16 protein-coding genes are annotated in these 14,014 nt (G+C 58.1%); 2 read left to right on the top strand and 14 right to left on the bottom strand.

Translation table 11 applies throughout. The features are described from left to right. Window positions 1–4 precede the first annotated feature (4 nt). Genes mrdA through ACM66T_RS06510 form a run of 14 tightly spaced genes read right to left on the bottom strand, consistent with a single transcriptional unit; the run spans window position 5 to window position 11,394 of the window. Complete coding sequence (gene mrdA / locus ACM66T_RS06575) at window positions 5–1,789, bottom strand: penicillin-binding protein 2 (protein WP_231018037.1); 1,785 nt, start codon at window positions 1,787–1,789, stop codon at window positions 5–7. Continuing rightward, entirely contained in the window at window positions 1,786–2,238 is a 453-nt protein-coding gene (locus ACM66T_RS06570; RefSeq protein WP_231018036.1) for a hypothetical protein, read from the bottom strand. The genes mrdA and ACM66T_RS06570 overlap by 4 nt, the downstream gene beginning before the upstream one ends. Then, window positions 2,205–2,666 (bottom strand): N-acetyltransferase, encoded by a 462-nt coding sequence (locus ACM66T_RS06565; RefSeq protein ID WP_231018035.1) that lies wholly within the window; start codon window positions 2,664–2,666, stop codon window positions 2,205–2,207. The genes ACM66T_RS06570 and ACM66T_RS06565 overlap by 34 nt, the downstream gene beginning before the upstream one ends. Beyond that, window positions 2,650–3,273: a ribosome biogenesis GTP-binding protein YihA/YsxC gene (gene yihA / locus ACM66T_RS06560; RefSeq protein WP_231018034.1), complete on the bottom strand. Its 624-nt coding sequence runs from the start codon at window positions 3,271–3,273 to the stop codon at window positions 2,650–2,652. The genes ACM66T_RS06565 and yihA overlap by 17 nt, the downstream gene beginning before the upstream one ends. Then, on the bottom strand, window positions 3,270–3,749 hold the full coding sequence (lptA, locus tag ACM66T_RS06555; RefSeq protein WP_231018033.1) for a lipopolysaccharide transport periplasmic protein LptA: 480 nt from the start codon (window positions 3,747–3,749) through the stop codon (window positions 3,270–3,272). Before lptA ends, yihA begins: the two co-directional genes overlap by 4 nt. Next, window positions 3,746–4,264 (bottom strand): hypothetical protein, encoded by a 519-nt coding sequence (locus tag ACM66T_RS06550; RefSeq protein ID WP_231018032.1) that lies wholly within the window; start codon window positions 4,262–4,264, stop codon window positions 3,746–3,748. Before ACM66T_RS06550 ends, lptA begins: the two co-directional genes overlap by 4 nt. Beyond that, window positions 4,261–4,758, bottom strand: a complete 498-nt coding sequence (locus tag ACM66T_RS06545) for a KdsC family phosphatase (RefSeq protein WP_231018031.1) — start codon at window positions 4,756–4,758, stop codon at window positions 4,261–4,263. Before ACM66T_RS06545 ends, ACM66T_RS06550 begins: the two co-directional genes overlap by 4 nt. Beyond that, window positions 4,755–5,327: an imidazoleglycerol-phosphate dehydratase HisB gene (hisB, locus tag ACM66T_RS06540; protein WP_231018030.1), complete on the bottom strand. Its 573-nt coding sequence runs from the start codon at window positions 5,325–5,327 to the stop codon at window positions 4,755–4,757. The genes ACM66T_RS06545 and hisB overlap by 4 nt, the downstream gene beginning before the upstream one ends. A 2-nt stretch (window positions 5,328–5,329) precedes the next feature. Next, window positions 5,330–6,118, bottom strand: coding sequence for a septal ring lytic transglycosylase RlpA family protein (locus ACM66T_RS06535; protein ID WP_231018029.1), 789 nt, complete (start codon window positions 6,116–6,118; stop codon window positions 5,330–5,332). Next, entirely contained in the window at window positions 6,111–7,337 is a 1,227-nt protein-coding gene (locus ACM66T_RS06530; RefSeq protein WP_231018028.1) for a lytic transglycosylase domain-containing protein, read from the bottom strand. The genes ACM66T_RS06535 and ACM66T_RS06530 overlap by 8 nt, the downstream gene beginning before the upstream one ends. A 44-nt stretch (window positions 7,338–7,381) precedes the next feature. Next, window positions 7,382–8,158 carry a TatD family hydrolase gene (locus ACM66T_RS06525; RefSeq protein ID WP_231018027.1) on the bottom strand — a complete coding sequence of 259 codons (777 nt, stop codon included), beginning with the start codon at window positions 8,156–8,158 and terminating at the stop codon, window positions 7,382–7,384. Further along, window positions 8,155–9,714 (bottom strand): AAA family ATPase, encoded by a 1,560-nt coding sequence (locus ACM66T_RS06520; RefSeq protein WP_231018026.1) that lies wholly within the window; start codon window positions 9,712–9,714, stop codon window positions 8,155–8,157. Before ACM66T_RS06520 ends, ACM66T_RS06525 begins: the two co-directional genes overlap by 4 nt. Beyond that, window positions 9,711–10,577 carry an NAD(+)/NADH kinase gene (locus tag ACM66T_RS06515; RefSeq protein ID WP_416768918.1) on the bottom strand — a complete coding sequence of 289 codons (867 nt, stop codon included), beginning with the start codon at window positions 10,575–10,577 and terminating at the stop codon, window positions 9,711–9,713. The genes ACM66T_RS06520 and ACM66T_RS06515 overlap by 4 nt, the downstream gene beginning before the upstream one ends. 52 nt (window positions 10,578–10,629) lie before the next feature. Next, on the bottom strand, window positions 10,630–11,394 hold the full coding sequence (locus tag ACM66T_RS06510) for a TIGR04219 family outer membrane beta-barrel protein (protein ID WP_231018024.1): 765 nt from the start codon (window positions 11,392–11,394) through the stop codon (window positions 10,630–10,632). Window positions 11,395–11,670: 276 nt separating this feature from the next. On the opposite strand from ACM66T_RS06510, the gene aspS reads away from it, so the two are divergent. Both aspS and ACM66T_RS06500 read left to right on the top strand, forming a co-directional pair. Beyond that, window positions 11,671–13,431 carry an aspartate--tRNA ligase gene (gene aspS, locus ACM66T_RS06505; protein WP_416768917.1) on the top strand — a complete coding sequence of 587 codons (1,761 nt, stop codon included), beginning with the start codon at window positions 11,671–11,673 and terminating at the stop codon, window positions 13,429–13,431. Next, the gene (locus tag ACM66T_RS06500) at window positions 13,428–14,003 is read left to right on the top strand and encodes an adenylate kinase (protein ID WP_231018022.1); all 576 of its coding nucleotides are present in this window, start codon (window positions 13,428–13,430) and stop codon (window positions 14,001–14,003) included. Before aspS ends, ACM66T_RS06500 begins: the two co-directional genes overlap by 4 nt. Window positions 14,004–14,014 lie beyond the last annotated feature (11 nt).

Genomic DNA, 14,014 nt, shown 5'->3' with positions numbered 1-14,014 from the left:
GCCGCTACTTTTTAATATACCCGAACTCTACCAGTTTGTCATAGATCTTCGAGACGATGTCACCGGCGGCGCTGGCCCCGTGGCCGCCGTGTTCAATCAGGGCGGTAACGACGTATTTGGGATGCTTATAGGGCCCATAGGTCGTCAGCCAGGCGTGTGAGCGCGTATAGTAGGCCATATCCTCCTCTTTGATCCGTTTCTTCGTCGCCTGCGGGATCCCGACTACCTGGGCGGTACCGGTCTTGCCTGCGATGGGCACCGTGGTTTTGATCTGGGAGGACGCCGTTCCTTTGGGATGGCTGCAGACCTGGCGCATCGCACGGCGGATGATGGGAAGGTCCGCTTTTTGCGCAGGGGTCAGTACATCCCGGTAGACCGCTTTGGTCAGGTTGTTGTCGATCATGCGCGCTAGCCTCGGTCGTGGCAGTTTCCCGCCGGCGAGGAGCGCCGTGTTCTGGGCGATCTGCAGGGGCGTAACGAGCACACTCCCCTGCCCGATGGAGGTGTTGAGCGTCTCGCCGATATACCACGGTTCGTTGTAGCGCTCCCGTTTCCAGGCCCGGTTGGGAATGGTGCCGATGAACTCATTGGGAAGGTCTATATCCGTTTTGTTGCCCAGGCCGAAGTTTTTCAACCCTTCACTGATTTTTTCGATCCCGACCTTGAGACTCCCTTTGTAGAAGTAGTCATCGCAGCTCTCGCGGATCGCCTTGTGCAGGTCTGTCTTGCCGTGTCCCCAGCTTTTCCAGCAGCGGAAATTTCGGTTCCCCAGCTTCATCGTACCGCTGCAGGTGACGTACCACCACTGGCTGATCCCGCTGTCGAGATAGACGAGCCCGATAGAGGGTTTGATGGTGGAGCCCGGCGGATAGAGCCCGTTGACGATCTTGTTTGTAAAGGGCATGTCGAGGTCGTTGATCAGGGCGTTCCATTTCTTTGCCGAGATCCCCGAGACGAAGGTGTTGGGGTTGTATTCGGGGTAGCTCCCCGCCGAGAGGATCTCGCCGTCAAGGCCCATCACGATCACGGCCCCCGCATTCCCGCGCATCAGTTCGCTGATGTACTGCTGCAACCGCATGTCAATGGTGAGCACCAGGTTCCGGTTCTCCACCGCCTTGCGGGTCTCGAGCACGGAGATCTCCTCGTTGAGCGCGTTCATCTGTACCGTGCGCTCCCCGGGCACCCCTTCGAGGTAGCGGTTGTACTGCTTCTCAAGACCCGATTTCCCGACGATGCCCGTCAGTTTGAGCACGGGGTCCTTCTCGATCTCCTGCTGGTTGGACTTCGCCGTATACCCGATGAGATGCGCCGCGATCTTCTGGTAGGGGTAGTAGCGCATCGGGGCCGGAGAGATCTTGACGTTCTCGAGCAGGTTCAGCTCCGAGTAGACGGGCAGAATATCCTCGTAGGAGATAAAGTCGGCCACGGCGATCTCGCGGTGGTTGTAGTGTGAATCGTTCTGTTTGTAGATCTTGATCATCTTCTGCGCATCGAGCATCGGCAGCAGCGTCTGGATCCGTTCCAGCGTCGTCTGAAGGCTCTCCAACCGCTTCTGGGTGTTCAGATGGGGCATGATCTCGATCTTGAAACCCAGCTTGTTGATGGCGAGGGGCTTGAAGTTCCGGTCGAGTATCTCGCCGCGGACCGGTGCGATCCGCTCCGTCTTGAGGGTGTTTTCCGTCGAGAGCTGCTCGTAATAGCGGTTGGAGTGCACGCTCAGATAGTAGACGCGGCTGAGCAGCGAGACCCAGATGAAGATGAACAGGGCGATAAGGAAACGGGTTCTCACAGCAGCCCCACCAGGAAGAATTCGATCATCATGTAGAAGATGACCTTGAAATCAAGCTGCGGCAGCGGCAGGGCGAACATATTCGCAAAAAGCGCGGTAAACGCCCAGTAGCCGACGTAGGCGAGCACCACGATGATCCCGTTGAGGCAGAGATGGCAGGAGACGATACTTTTGATCCGCGGCAGGATCAGGAAGTAGCTGACCGTATAGAAGAAGAGCGTGCTGAGCAGCAGATACCCCTTGGCGGTCTCGGCGATGACCAGCAGGATCATGATCAGGAAAAACGCGAAGGACGAATGGGTATCAAGCGCCCTGATGTAGAGGAAAAAAAGGACGCCGAACATCGGCGGCAGATAGAGGTAGTGCATGGAGAGCGCTTCGTAGGGCACGAAGAGCAGCGCGAAAAAAAGCCAGATCAGAGGGTTTTGATCAGCGCGATTTCGTTGCATACCGGAAAGTGCTTGCATTTGATACAGTCGGCCCAGATCTTATGTTCGGGCAGGCTCTCTTTTGGGATCTCGGAAAAGGAGAGTTTTTCGAAGAATCGGGCCGCATAGGTGAGTGCCAGGATCCGTTTGAGGCCGAGCTTCCTCCCCTCTTCCAGTGCCAGCTTGACCAGTTCCGCCCCGATCCCGCGGTTGCGGTAGGGTTCGTCGACGATCAGCGAGCGGATTTCCGCCAGCTCCGGCGAATGCACATGCAGTGCCGTGAAGCCGATCAGGCGCTCGCCGTCAAAAGCGAGTATGTAGGAGCGGATGTTGGTCGCCAGTTCGTCGTTGCTGCGCACGAGAATGGTGCCGTCGTCGACCTTGGGCGCGACGAGGCGCTGCATCGCCTCGATATCGGCCAGGGTCGCTTTTCTATAGTGAATGGCCATCATCATCCTCCGTCAGGAGATCGTAAAGGCGTGCCGCCAGTTTTGAAATGCCCCGCTTTTTGCTGCTGGAGACGACCATCGCACCGGGGTAATCCCGCAGCAGCGCCCCGAGCTCTTTCTGGTTGAGCTTGTCCCCTTTGGTAAAGACGCGCAGAACGGTCTGGCCGGGGCGGCGGATCTGCTCAAGGTATTCGGCGACGGAGCGGTCGATGGGGAGATCGGGGTGGCGCGCATCGACAAGATGGACAAAGACGCGGATCTGTTCGCGCTGGGTAATGAAGTCGGTCAGGTTCTTCTCCCAGTCGCTCTTGAGGCTTTTGGAGACCTTCGCGTATCCAAACCCGGGAAGGTCGACCAGTTTTGCCGAATATTTTTCGCGGCTCTCCCGATCCATGAAGGTGGCGTCGAAATAGTTGATCAGGCGCGTTTTCCCCGGCGTCGCGGAGACTTTTGCAAGGTTTTTGTGGTTACACAGCGCATTGAGCAGCGAACTTTTGCCTGCGTTGGAGCGGGCCATGAAGGCCACCTCGTTGACGGTGTCGTTCTCCGGTGACTGGGAGATGTTCGCGGCGCTCGTCTCGAAATGCGCTTCGACGACCTCAATCACTTCTTTTTCTCCTCGGGGAGATTGAAGATCATGATAACGGGCTGGCGCTCAGCCCCTTTTGCCGCGGCCGTTCCCTCCTGGATATTGACCACGACCTCTTCACCGTCGATCTGCTTGTGCTCGTCGTGCTGCATAAGGTGTACGTCGCCGTAGAAACTGTACTGCTCTTTGAGCGGCAGATAGATGACCTTCTGCGCGCGCCCGCTGTAGGTGGAACCGTTGTCGGCCTTGAGGAAAAAGGAGGCGTCGCCGCTGGCGATATACTTCGTCGGCGTACGGTCGGCCGCGGTATAGACCTCAACGCGCGAGGCGTTGAGTTCGTCGCTTCCCATCTTGATGTGCACATGACCCTCGAAGACCGAACGCCCCTGTTTTTCGTTGGCCGTAAAGGCGTCGGCAACGATTCTGAGCTGTTCGGCTGCATAGAGGCTCCCGGTCACTGCCGTGGCCAGGATAAGGGCTAAAGCGGACTTCACATCTTCTCCTTCATGGTGTAGATTCCGACGATCTTTTTCGCACTGATATCGCCGCTGTTGAGGTTATAGTAAAGGTTTCTGCCGTCAACGCGGTCCCGCGCCTGCCAAAGCACGAAAGCGCCCGGTGCGCGTACTTCCCCCGAGCTCTGGTTGTAGTCGGCCTTTGCGGTCTCGAAGGTGATCCCGTCGTCACGTCTGAAGCGCACATCCCCTTCGAGGGTGATCAGCGGCTCTTTGTAGATGCCTTTGCTGGCCTTCATGGTCTCCACATGCCCTTCCGAACGGTCGGTGAGGTTCAGATCAACCACCTCGTAGCGGTCGGGGAAGCGCGATGCATGATGCCCCGCCAGTATCGTTTTCACCCCGGTCGACGCGACCTCGTAGACCGTGAAACGATCCAGCTCGATCTGTGCGAGCTCCCCGGGGGAGGCAATATCGACCTGCAACGGTTTGAAAAAGAGGAAAATTCCCCCCAGCACCGCCCCGATAAGGAGGTAGAAGGACGTGACGCTCATTGCCACTGCGCGAGAAAGGCCTCTTCCTCGCCGTTACGGCGCATCAGCGCTTCGATCATCTCCCGTACGGCAGCTTCGCCGCCCCGGCGGGAAAGGACGTTGTCGACGCGGCCGGTGATGTAGGCGGATGCATCGGCAGGGGCAAAGGAGACTGCGGCCAGCTCCAGCATTTTCAGGTCATTCAGGTCGTCACCGACGGCCGCGACCTCTGTTGCCACATCGATGCCGAGATCGCTGCAGAGCATCTCCAGGCGTTTGCGTTTGTCCATGACACCCTGATAGAGGTGCAAAATCCCCAGCTCGTCCGCGCGCCGTTTGACGATGCCCGATCGGCGTCCGGTGATAATGGCCACTTCGTGTCCGAGGCGCATCCAGCTCTTGATCGCCAGGCCGTCTTTGACGTTGAACGCCTTGATCTCTTCGCCGCTTTCACCGTAGATGATCTGTCCGTTGGTCAGGCAGCCGTCCACGTCCAGGATGATCAGTTTGATCACAAAACGCCCTTCGTGCTCGGTACGGTGACGCGTTCGTTGCGGGTGACTGCCCGGCGCAGCGCCACGGCGAAGGCTTTGAAGGCCGCCTCGATGACGTGGTGTCGGTTTTTACCGCGCTGCATGACGATATGCGCACAGATGCGTGAATTGAAAACGATGGCCCGGAAGAACTCTTCGGCCAGCTCAGCATCGAAGCTGCCGACCTTGCCGCTGACGGGAACGTCGTAATAGAGATAGGGACGGTTGCTTAGGTCCATGTCGCAGCTGACGCTCGCCTCGTCCATGACGACGACGGCGTTGCCGAAACGCTCGACCTTCTCGATCGGGTAGATCGCCTCGGCCAGCGCCATGGCGATCACGATGCCGACATCCTCGACGCTGTGGTGGTCGTCAATGTGCGTGTCGCCCTGGCAGGAGACGTTCAGATCGATCAGGGCATGTTTGGCGAAAGCTTCGAGCATGTGGTCGAAAAAACCGACACCGGTTTCGATGCTGCTTTTCCCCTCGCCGTAGAGTTCAAGCTCTACGCGAATCTGCGTCTCTTTGGTATTGCGCTCTTTGACGATCATGCTTATTTCCTTACGATAAAGGCGTGCTCAAAAGGCGACGATGCAATAAAATCGTGCGCCTCGGCCTCGCTTTTGAACTTTCCGAGCCAGACGCGGAAAAGTCTTTCGTTATTATACTCAGTATCCTTGATGATCGTTTTATGCCCTTCGAAACCATCGAATTTCTGCTGGGTGATGGAAGCGCCCTCGAAACGGCGGAAAGCGCCGATCTGAATATAGAACGCACTGACGACCTGCTCCGCCGGTCCGGCGCGCAGCGCCGCTTCCGACGGGATGACGCGCTCGCCTTTGCCGGCAAAGCCAAGCACCTCGAGATGCACGTCGGTCGTCCCTGCTCCCACCATCTGAAGATCGTTGGCGGCCTTTTTGGAGAGGTCGATGATCCGCGATGCGACAAAGGGCCCCCTGTCGTTGATGCGTACGACGGTCTGGCGCCCGTTGCGTCTGTTGGTGACGCGCACGATGGTATTCATCGGCAGGGTTTTGTGCGCGGCGGTGGCGGCGTACATGTCGTAGCGTTCGCCGTTCGAGGTCAGTTTGCCGTGAAAGTCGGGGCCGTACCAGCTGGCGCGGCCGTCGAAGGTGTCGCCCTTCTGGACGACCGTGGGGTAGTAGCGGCGACCATTGACCGTGTAGGGGCGCATCGTAGGGTGTTTGTACGTCGATGACGCGGGCGTTGTCCGTGTAGCGACGGCCGGGGGCGCTTCATAGGCAGTGCGGGACGATACGCCCCGCGTACTGCACCCGGCGACCAGGAGCAAAAGGGCGAGAAGCGGAAGGATTTTAGTCATAAATACTCAGCCGGTCGCCGACGCGGATCAGGCTCCCCTTGATGTTATTGAGTTTTCTCAGGCTGGAGACCGTCGTCTCAAAAATACGGGCGATCGTCTCGAGGGAGTCTCCGCGCTTGACGGTGTATTTGCCGTTTTTAAGATCCAGCGGTTTGGAAAGGGGGATAACAAGCTTCTGCCCGATACGCAGCATGTTCGTATGCAGACGGTTGAACTCCTTGATCATCTTGTAGGGGACGCGGTATTTTTTTCCTATCCGGGAGAGGTTATCCCCCGCTTCGACATGGTGAAGCATGTAGAAGGTCTCCAACGGGGCGGGTTTGTAATTCTGGCGGAATTCGTTCAGTTTGACATAGGGGATATAGATCGTGTACTGCGTGTTTTTGGGCGGTACGAAGTCGTATTTGAGGTGGGGATTGAGCGATGTCAGCTTGTACGTTGGCATGTTAATCAGCTTGGCGACCCGGCTGATGCGTTCACCCCGTGACACTTTGACCTGCGCGATGGAGTAGGCGTTGGCGCGGTTAAGCAAGTAGGCGTACTCCTGGTTGATCATGAAATCCTCATCCGACGCCAGCAGCGTCAGCGCGACGATCTTGCGGATATAGTTGCGGCTCTCCCTGGGAAGGTAGCGTTTTTTCTCATCGAGCAGCACGGAGATGTTGTCGGTACCCGCCTTTTTGATCGCACGGTAAAGACGCCCTTCCCCGCAGTTATACGCGATGGCGGCGAGGTACCATTTGTTGAACCTGGCATGGAGCGTCTCCAGGTAGGTGATGGCGGCCTTGGTCGACTTGACAAGGTCCCTGCGTTCGTCGACATAATCATTGATCTGAAGGCCGAAGGTACGCCCCGTTTCGGGCATGAACTGCCAGACCCCGGAGGCTTTTTTATGGGAATAGGCGTCGATGGAGAAGCCCGACTCCGCCATCGCCAGGAAGAGGAACTCGTCGGGGACGTCAGAGTGTACCAGGATGTCCTTGATCATCGGGATGAAAAGGTAGGCCTGGTCAAGGCTCTTGAAGAAGCCGCGGCGCTGGTACTCTGTGCGTTTTTTGCTGATGATCTTTTGAAGCTTGGGGTCGTTTAGAAAAGTGGTCGGCAGATCGAACGCCCGTACGATCTCGGCCTCCCGGTTCGAGTCTGAATCAAAAAACAGGGCGCCGAAAAGCAGCGCGGGCAGCAAAAAAATGGGTGCAAGAATACGTCCAATAACCAAAAAATCCCCTCTTTTTTGGCTTATTATAACATAGTGCCCTGTTGTTAGAAAATGCCGAAAAGCCGCGAGGCGTTCCGAGTCGTTACCGCTTCGACCGTCTCGACGGGCATGTCGAGCAGTTCGCCCATTTTTTCGGCGACCAGTTTCGTATAGGCCGGTTCGTTGCGTTCGCCGCGGTGCGGATGAGGCGTCAGATAGGGCCCGTCCGTTTCGATCAGGAGGCGCTCTTTCGGGATCTTTGGCAGCACCTGCACAAGCTTGCGCGCGTTCTTGAAGGTCAGCACGCCGCCGATGCCGAAATAGAAGTTCTGGCCGGCGAGCACCAACAACTCTTCGTCGGCGTTATAGCAGTGCAGCACGCCCCCGACCCGCGATGCCCCCTCCTCTTCGAGAATGACGCGCGCGTCATGGCTGGCGTTACGAATATGCACAATCAGCGGTTTGCCGTAGGCCAGCGCGATGCGGATCTGGGCCCGGAACACCTCAGCCTGTTTCCGTTTCTCTTCGGCCTGCTCCTCCTCGCTGCCTTCGAGTCGGAAGTAGTCAAGCCCGCACTCCCCGACGGCGACGCACTTGGGGTGGTTGAGGAATTCGTCGAAACAGGCTGTGTCGAAGCCGTCAAGATCGTAGGGGTGAATACCGACGGCGAAATAGACGTTTTCATGCGCTTCGGCGATCGCGATGGCCCGTGGCAGGGTCTCGGCATCGGCACCGGGGATGATCAGGGCCTCGACGCCCTCGCGTTCGGCGCGCTCGAGCACCGCTTCGAGATCCTCTTCGTAACGCTCATCGTCGAGGTGGATATGGGTGTCGATGATCACGAAACGCCCCTTTCGGCGCTGCCGTGGGCCGTCTCCAGCAGCTCCGTGGCCAGATGGCGGGCTTTCTCCGAAACCGATTCGCCGCTGACGATCCGGGCGATCTCCTCCATCCGCTCCTCCTGCGTAGCCAGTTCCCGGACGTGGCTGTGTTCGCTTTTGGTGACGATGAAGTGCTGCTCGCCCATGGCGGTCAGTTGGGGCTGGTGTGAGATGACGAGGATCTGAAAATGGCGGCTGAGGGTGCGCAGTACCCGGGCGACGCTCATGGACTCCTCGCCGCTGAGGTTGGCATCGATCTCGTCAAGCATCAAAACGCCCTGCTGCCCCTGCATCCCTTCGGACTTGACCGCCAGGAGCGCAAGACGTAGGCGGTTGAATTCCCCGGCACTGATCTGCTGCAGCGGTGCGCCCTTGAGCTGCAGGGAGGCGCGGTCCTGCCCCTGCGGGCCGAAATCGCCGTGGGTCAGCGTCACTTCCGCGCCGTCGAGATAGAGCTGGTGCAGATAGCCGTTGATGGAGTCGTTAAGCGTGTACAGGGCGCCGCTGCGTGCAAGGGAGATCTGCGCGGCGCTCTGCGTCAAGGAGGTGTAGAGGGTATTGAGTTCCTGCTGCAGCGCTTCGACATGCTCCTCCAGGGATTCGTAGACGTCGAGCTCTTTTTGTTTGCTGTCGCGGTAGGAGAGCGCCTCCTCGATGCTGCCGTAGCGCCGCTTTAGTTCCGAAAGCGACTCCAGGCGGTTGAGGACCTGTTCAATATCGGTGCCCTCGAGGTCGTCGAAACGCTCCTGGGCTGAATCGAACTGTGTGCGCAGTTCGTTCATCGTGTCGTCGAAAAAGGCGCCGTCGATGTCCAGTGATTCGAGCACTTCGTTGACGATATGCTCATAATCGAAGATCTGCTGGGCGTGGCCGATCTTCTCTTCGAGTTTCTCTTTTTTCGACAGGGATTTCTTGATCTCGAGCAGGGCGTCGTATTCGCCCGGTTCCGGACCGATGTCGTTGATCTTGTTGACCTCGAATCGGGCGAACTCCTCCTGCTCCCGCAGTTTGCGCTCGTCGGATTTAAGGCGCTCCAGCTCCTGTTCGAGCTGCTTAAGACGCAGGTACCCCTGGTGGTAGAGACTGACGTGGTGCGTATGTTTCGCATCGGAAACGGAGACCGTCGCATCGATGAGCCCCAGGAGCGCGTCCGAATCGAAATCGCTGTAATCCTTCAGGCTCAGGTGGCGCAGGTGGGTTTTGCTGAGCTCCGCCACCGTCGCGCGGGAGATGGACTGACTGTTAAAGAAGTAGCGTGCCTTCTCTTTCTTCACCTCCCGAAGCACGTTCGGGCTTTCATTGAGCAGCCCGCTGGCGCTTTCGTCGATCTGCCAGGAGACGACCGATTCGCTCAGGGCCGCGATGGGATCGTCCAGACCGAACGAGGCGAGGATGGAACGCATAAAGACGGACTTTCCGCTGCCGCTGGGTCCCGAAAAGACGATAAGCCCCGGTTTGAGGTCAATGGAGACCTCTTCAAATGTCAGACAGTCGCGCAGATGGAAATGTTCGATCATCCTTCCCCCCAGTTCAGTTTTTCCTTGAGCACATCGAAGTAGTTGAAGGCTTTGCGGTGCAGGAGTTTGGCCGGCATGTCGGCCAGGGAGATGCGGATGCTGTCCCCTTCGCCGAACTCGTACATATCCTGCCCGTCAACGACGGCAAGCGCGCTCTGGTCCGGTGTCCGGACTTCGATATCGTACTGCCCGGGCAGAACGACCGGCCGCTGGGTCAGTGAGTGCGGACAGATCGGCGTCAGGGCGAAGACCTTCGTCAGGGGGAAGAGGACCGGCCCCCCGGCGGAGAGGTTGTAGGCGGTCGACCCCGTCGGGGTGGAGATGATGACGCCGTCGCCGAAATAGGTGTTGAAGTTTTTGCCGTCGACGAAGGTCTCGACGTGGATCATCTTGGAGATGGAGGGGCGCGTGATGACGATGTCGTTGAAAGCGACGACGCGCTTCTCCCCCGCCCCCGTCGTAATCACCGCCTGCAGCATCGCCCGTTCGTCGATGCGGTACTCCCCGGCCTGGATCTGCGTCAGGATCTCATCGAGCTCATCGAGCGCAACGTCGGCGAGGAAACCGAGTTTCCCGGCGTGGATCCCCATCACGGGTTTGCCGAAGCTGTGCGACCGGCGCACGGCGGAGATAAGGGTCCCGTCGCCGCCGATCGTGGCCAGCAGGTCGCTCTCCCGGCAGAGGATGTCGAACTGCTGACCCAGGACGCCGATCATGCCGCCGCTGAGGTTGTCGATAAGCACTTCGATGCCGTGGGATTCGAAGATCTGCTTTACCCGGTAGAAAACCTCTTTGAGCTCCGGCGTCGAAGGGCGTAAGATAATGCCGACTTTGTTCAGTGAAATCTGCGCTGTTTCATTCATGGAACAGATTATACCACGCTGCGCATCGCCGCCGTGTTTTCGAGTCAGAGTGCTAAAAGTGCAGCGAGCCTTCCAGGTAGAATCCCTTTAGCAGGAGATCGATCTTCGTGTTGTAGCTCTTTTTTTGGAGCCAGAGCCGGTGCATGCGGTAGCCCAGTTCGATCGAAGGCATGAAATGGGTCGCGACCGTCCCGAAATCGTAGCGTCCCGCCAGACGGAAATCGTAGAGCGTGAAACTGCCTTCGTCATAGTAATAGTAGGAGAGTTCAACGGATGCCGGCAGCTGCATGACGGGTATGCTCGCATGCAGATAGAGCTGCGGCAGCGTCGTGACGTCGCTTTCATCGTAATGAAAAGAGCTGTCGTCAATGGTATAGCGCGTCGTGACGTACTTGACGTTGATACCGGCATCGAACGATGCCCAGGAGAGCAGATTTTCGAACGTATAGTAGAAGGTTGCGTCATACTCTTCCGCGCTCACCTTGTTCGGCGCATCCGCCTGGTAGAGGAAGGGTCCCCAGGTCACGGAGCTTTTCGTGCGGCCGTTATAGGCGATCGACGTGTATGCGAGACGGAGATTCGGTACAAAGGGCGAAACCTCCCGGGGCTTGAAGTCAGCAAAGATGTAGAAGTTGTATTCATCCTTGTACCCCAGGTCGCCGACAGAGCTGACGCTCCCCCCGCTGTCGTTATAGGTCAGATCCCCCGACGCCTTGGCGTACCACACCCCCACCCCCGTTTCAACGTCGGTTTCGAAGGCCTGGAGAGCTGTTGCAAACAGCGCGCAAAGCAGTATCGGTTTCGAGAAAAATGTCACGGGGATCCTTTAGCATGCAACGTAGACGCCGGGGCGATTTGTGGCGGCGATTATAACATTTCCATATAAGTTTTACCAGTTTTTTGTTAATTAACGTGGTGTGACGAGTGAATGGCATCCTGACCGTCACCGTCCGTTTTGTTTGGCGATCCGGCAGAAACATGCCTCGGATCCCATCTTACCCCTGTCCTTTAGCAATGCTGAATCCCCTATGCGATATAATCGCGAAAATTTTTGCCGCAGGAATCACACCTGCCGGCACAAGGACCCAACGTTTTGAGAAGCCATTACTGTACCGATTTAAACGAAAACAACGTCGGCGAGCGCGTCGAACTCGCCGGCTGGGCGAACAGTTACCGTGACCATGGCGGCATCATCTTTATCGACCTGCGTGACAAATCCGGACTGATCCAGCTCGTCTGCGACCCGGCGGATAACGCCGAAGCGCACCAGATCGCCAACGACGTCCGCGACGAGTTCGTCCTGATCGCCAAAGGGACCATCCGCCTGCGCGGCGAAGGGCTGACGAACCCGCGCCTCAAAACGGGTGCCATCGAGGTCGTCGTCGACGAGCTTGTCATCGAGAACCGCTCCGCACCGATGCCCTTTGTCATCGGTGACGAGTCCGTCGGCGAAGAGACGAAGCTTAAGTACCGCTACCTCGACCTGCGTTCCACTTCCTCATTTGATACCTTCAGACTGCGCTCCAAAGCGGCCATCGCGGCGCGCAACGTCCTCGACGAGCTCGGCTTCCTCGAGGTCGAGACGCCGATCCTGACGAAATCCACGCCGGAAGGCGCACGCGACTACCTCGTCCCGAGCCGTGTCCACGAAGGCGAATTCTACGCCCTGCCCCAGTCCCCGCAGCTCTTCAAGCAGCTGCTGATGGTGGGCGGTTTCGACCGCTATTTCCAGATCGCAAAGTGTTTCCGCGACGAAGACCTCCGCGCCGACCGCCAGCCCGAATTTACCCAGATCGATGTCGAGATGAGCTTTTGTGACCAGGAAGAGGTCATTGCCGTCGCCGAAAAGCTGATCGTCGGGATGTTCAAAGCCGCCGGCCATGACGTCCAGGCACCCTTCCCGCGTATGCCGCACAAAGAGGCGATGGAGAAATACGGTTCTGATAAACCGGACATGCGCTACGGCCTGGAGATGGTCGACGTCATCGACATCTTTGAGCGCTGCGATAACGAGATCTTCACCGCCATCGCGAAAAACCCGAAACTCAACCGCATCAAGGCGCTGCGCGTCCCGGGTGCCGACCTCGTCTTCTCCAAGCGCGAAATGAAAAGTTTCGAGGATTACGTCCGCAAATTCGGCGCGAAGGGGCTTGGCTACTTCCAGATGAAAGAGGACGGCCTCAAAGGGCCGCTGACGAAGTTCTTCTCCGAGGAAGATATCCAGGCGATCATCGACCGCACCGAGCTTGAAGTCGGCGACGTCGTCTTCTTCGGCGCCGGCGACAAGCACACCGTCTGGGACTACATGGGACGCTTCCGCATCTTTATCGCCGAGCATGAGAAGACGAACCTCGTCGACAAAGACCGCTTTGAGTTCCTCTGGGTCGTCGATTTCCCGATGTTCGAGATCGACGAAGGGCGCGTCAAAGCCCTCCACCACCCCTTCACGATGCCTAAAGACCTCAACCACGAGCATCTCGAAGACATCGAATCCATCGCCTACGATATCGTCCTCAACGGCGTCGAGCTGGGCGGCGGTTCCATCCGTATCCATAAGCAGGATGTCCAGGAGGAGATCTTCAAACTGCTCGGCATCGAGGAGGAGGAAGCGCAGGAGAAGTTCGGCTTCCTCCTCGACGCCCTCAAGTTCGGTGCGCCGCCGCACGGCGGTTTCGCGATCGGTTTCGACCGCCTCATCATGCTGCTCGCCAAAAAGGACAGCATCCGCGACGTCATCGCCTTCCCGAAAACGCAGAAAGCCTCCTGTCTGCTCACCCAGGCCCCGAGCAGCGTCGACAACGCGCAGCTGCGTGAGCTGCATATCCGCACCAGAGAATCCAAAAGCCAGTCATGAGTCGTAAAAAACTCTTTCTCATTATCGGCGCGCCCGGCTCGGGCAAAACGACCGATTGCGAAGTGATCGCTTCGCGCCATGACGAGATTACCCACTACTCCGCCGGCGATATGTTCCGCGCGGAGGTCGCGACGGGCAGCGAACGCGGCCAAATCATCAAAGCCATCATCGACCGCGGCGAGATCGTGCCCATCGACATTGCGATCGAGACGATCGTCGGTGCGATCAAGCAGGCGCCGACCGCGGCCGTTATCATCGACGGCTATCCCCGCTCCATCGAGCAGATGGAAGCCCTCGATGACTACCTCGCGGGCGAACCGGAGGTGGCGCTGGCAAACGTCATCGAGGTCGTTGTCAGCGAAGAGATCGCCCGCGACCGCGTCCTAGGACGTGCGCGCGGCGCGGATGACAACGAAGCGGTCTTTGCACGTCGGATGAACGTCTATGTCGAGCCGCTGGCCGATATCCAGCACTTTTATACCCAAAAAGGGCTGCTGCACAAGATCAACGGCGAACGCGAGCTCGCCCAGGTCGCGAACGAGATGCAGGCCCACATCGAAAGTTTAATTTAACAAGGAAAAGC

This window comes from Sulfurimonas sp. ST-25 (assembly GCF_048079205.1).
In the GTDB taxonomy this organism is placed as follows: domain Bacteria; phylum Campylobacterota; class Campylobacteria; order Campylobacterales; family Sulfurimonadaceae; genus Thiomicrolovo; species Thiomicrolovo sulfuroxydans.
This window is presented reverse-complemented; position numbering and strand designations above follow the sequence as displayed.

Excerpts from the sequence above, each read along its gene's own strand:
- ACM66T_RS06570 (WP_231018036.1), bottom strand. The coding sequence starts at position 2,238 with ATGCAACGAAATCGCGCTGATCAAAACCCTCTGATCTGGCTTTTTTTC.
- ACM66T_RS06565 (WP_231018035.1), bottom strand. The coding sequence starts at position 2,666 with ATGGCCATTCACTATAGAAAAGCGACCCTGGCCGATATCGAGGCGATG.
- ACM66T_RS06550 (WP_231018032.1), bottom strand. The coding sequence starts at position 4,264 with ATGAGCGTCACGTCCTTCTACCTCCTTATCGGGGCGGTGCTGGGGGGA.
- hisB (WP_231018030.1), bottom strand. The coding sequence starts at position 5,327 with ATGATCGTCAAAGAGCGCAATACCAAAGAGACGCAGATTCGCGTAGAG.
- ACM66T_RS06535 (WP_231018029.1), bottom strand. The coding sequence starts at position 6,118 with ATGACTAAAATCCTTCCGCTTCTCGCCCTTTTGCTCCTGGTCGCCGGG.
- ACM66T_RS06520 (WP_231018026.1), bottom strand. The coding sequence starts at position 9,714 with ATGATCGAACATTTCCATCTGCGCGACTGTCTGACATTTGAAGAGGTC.
- ACM66T_RS06515 (WP_416768918.1), bottom strand. The coding sequence starts at position 10,577 with ATGAATGAAACAGCGCAGATTTCACTGAACAAAGTCGGCATTATCTTA.
- ACM66T_RS06500 (WP_231018022.1), top strand. The coding sequence starts at position 13,428 with ATGAGTCGTAAAAAACTCTTTCTCATTATCGGCGCGCCCGGCTCGGGC.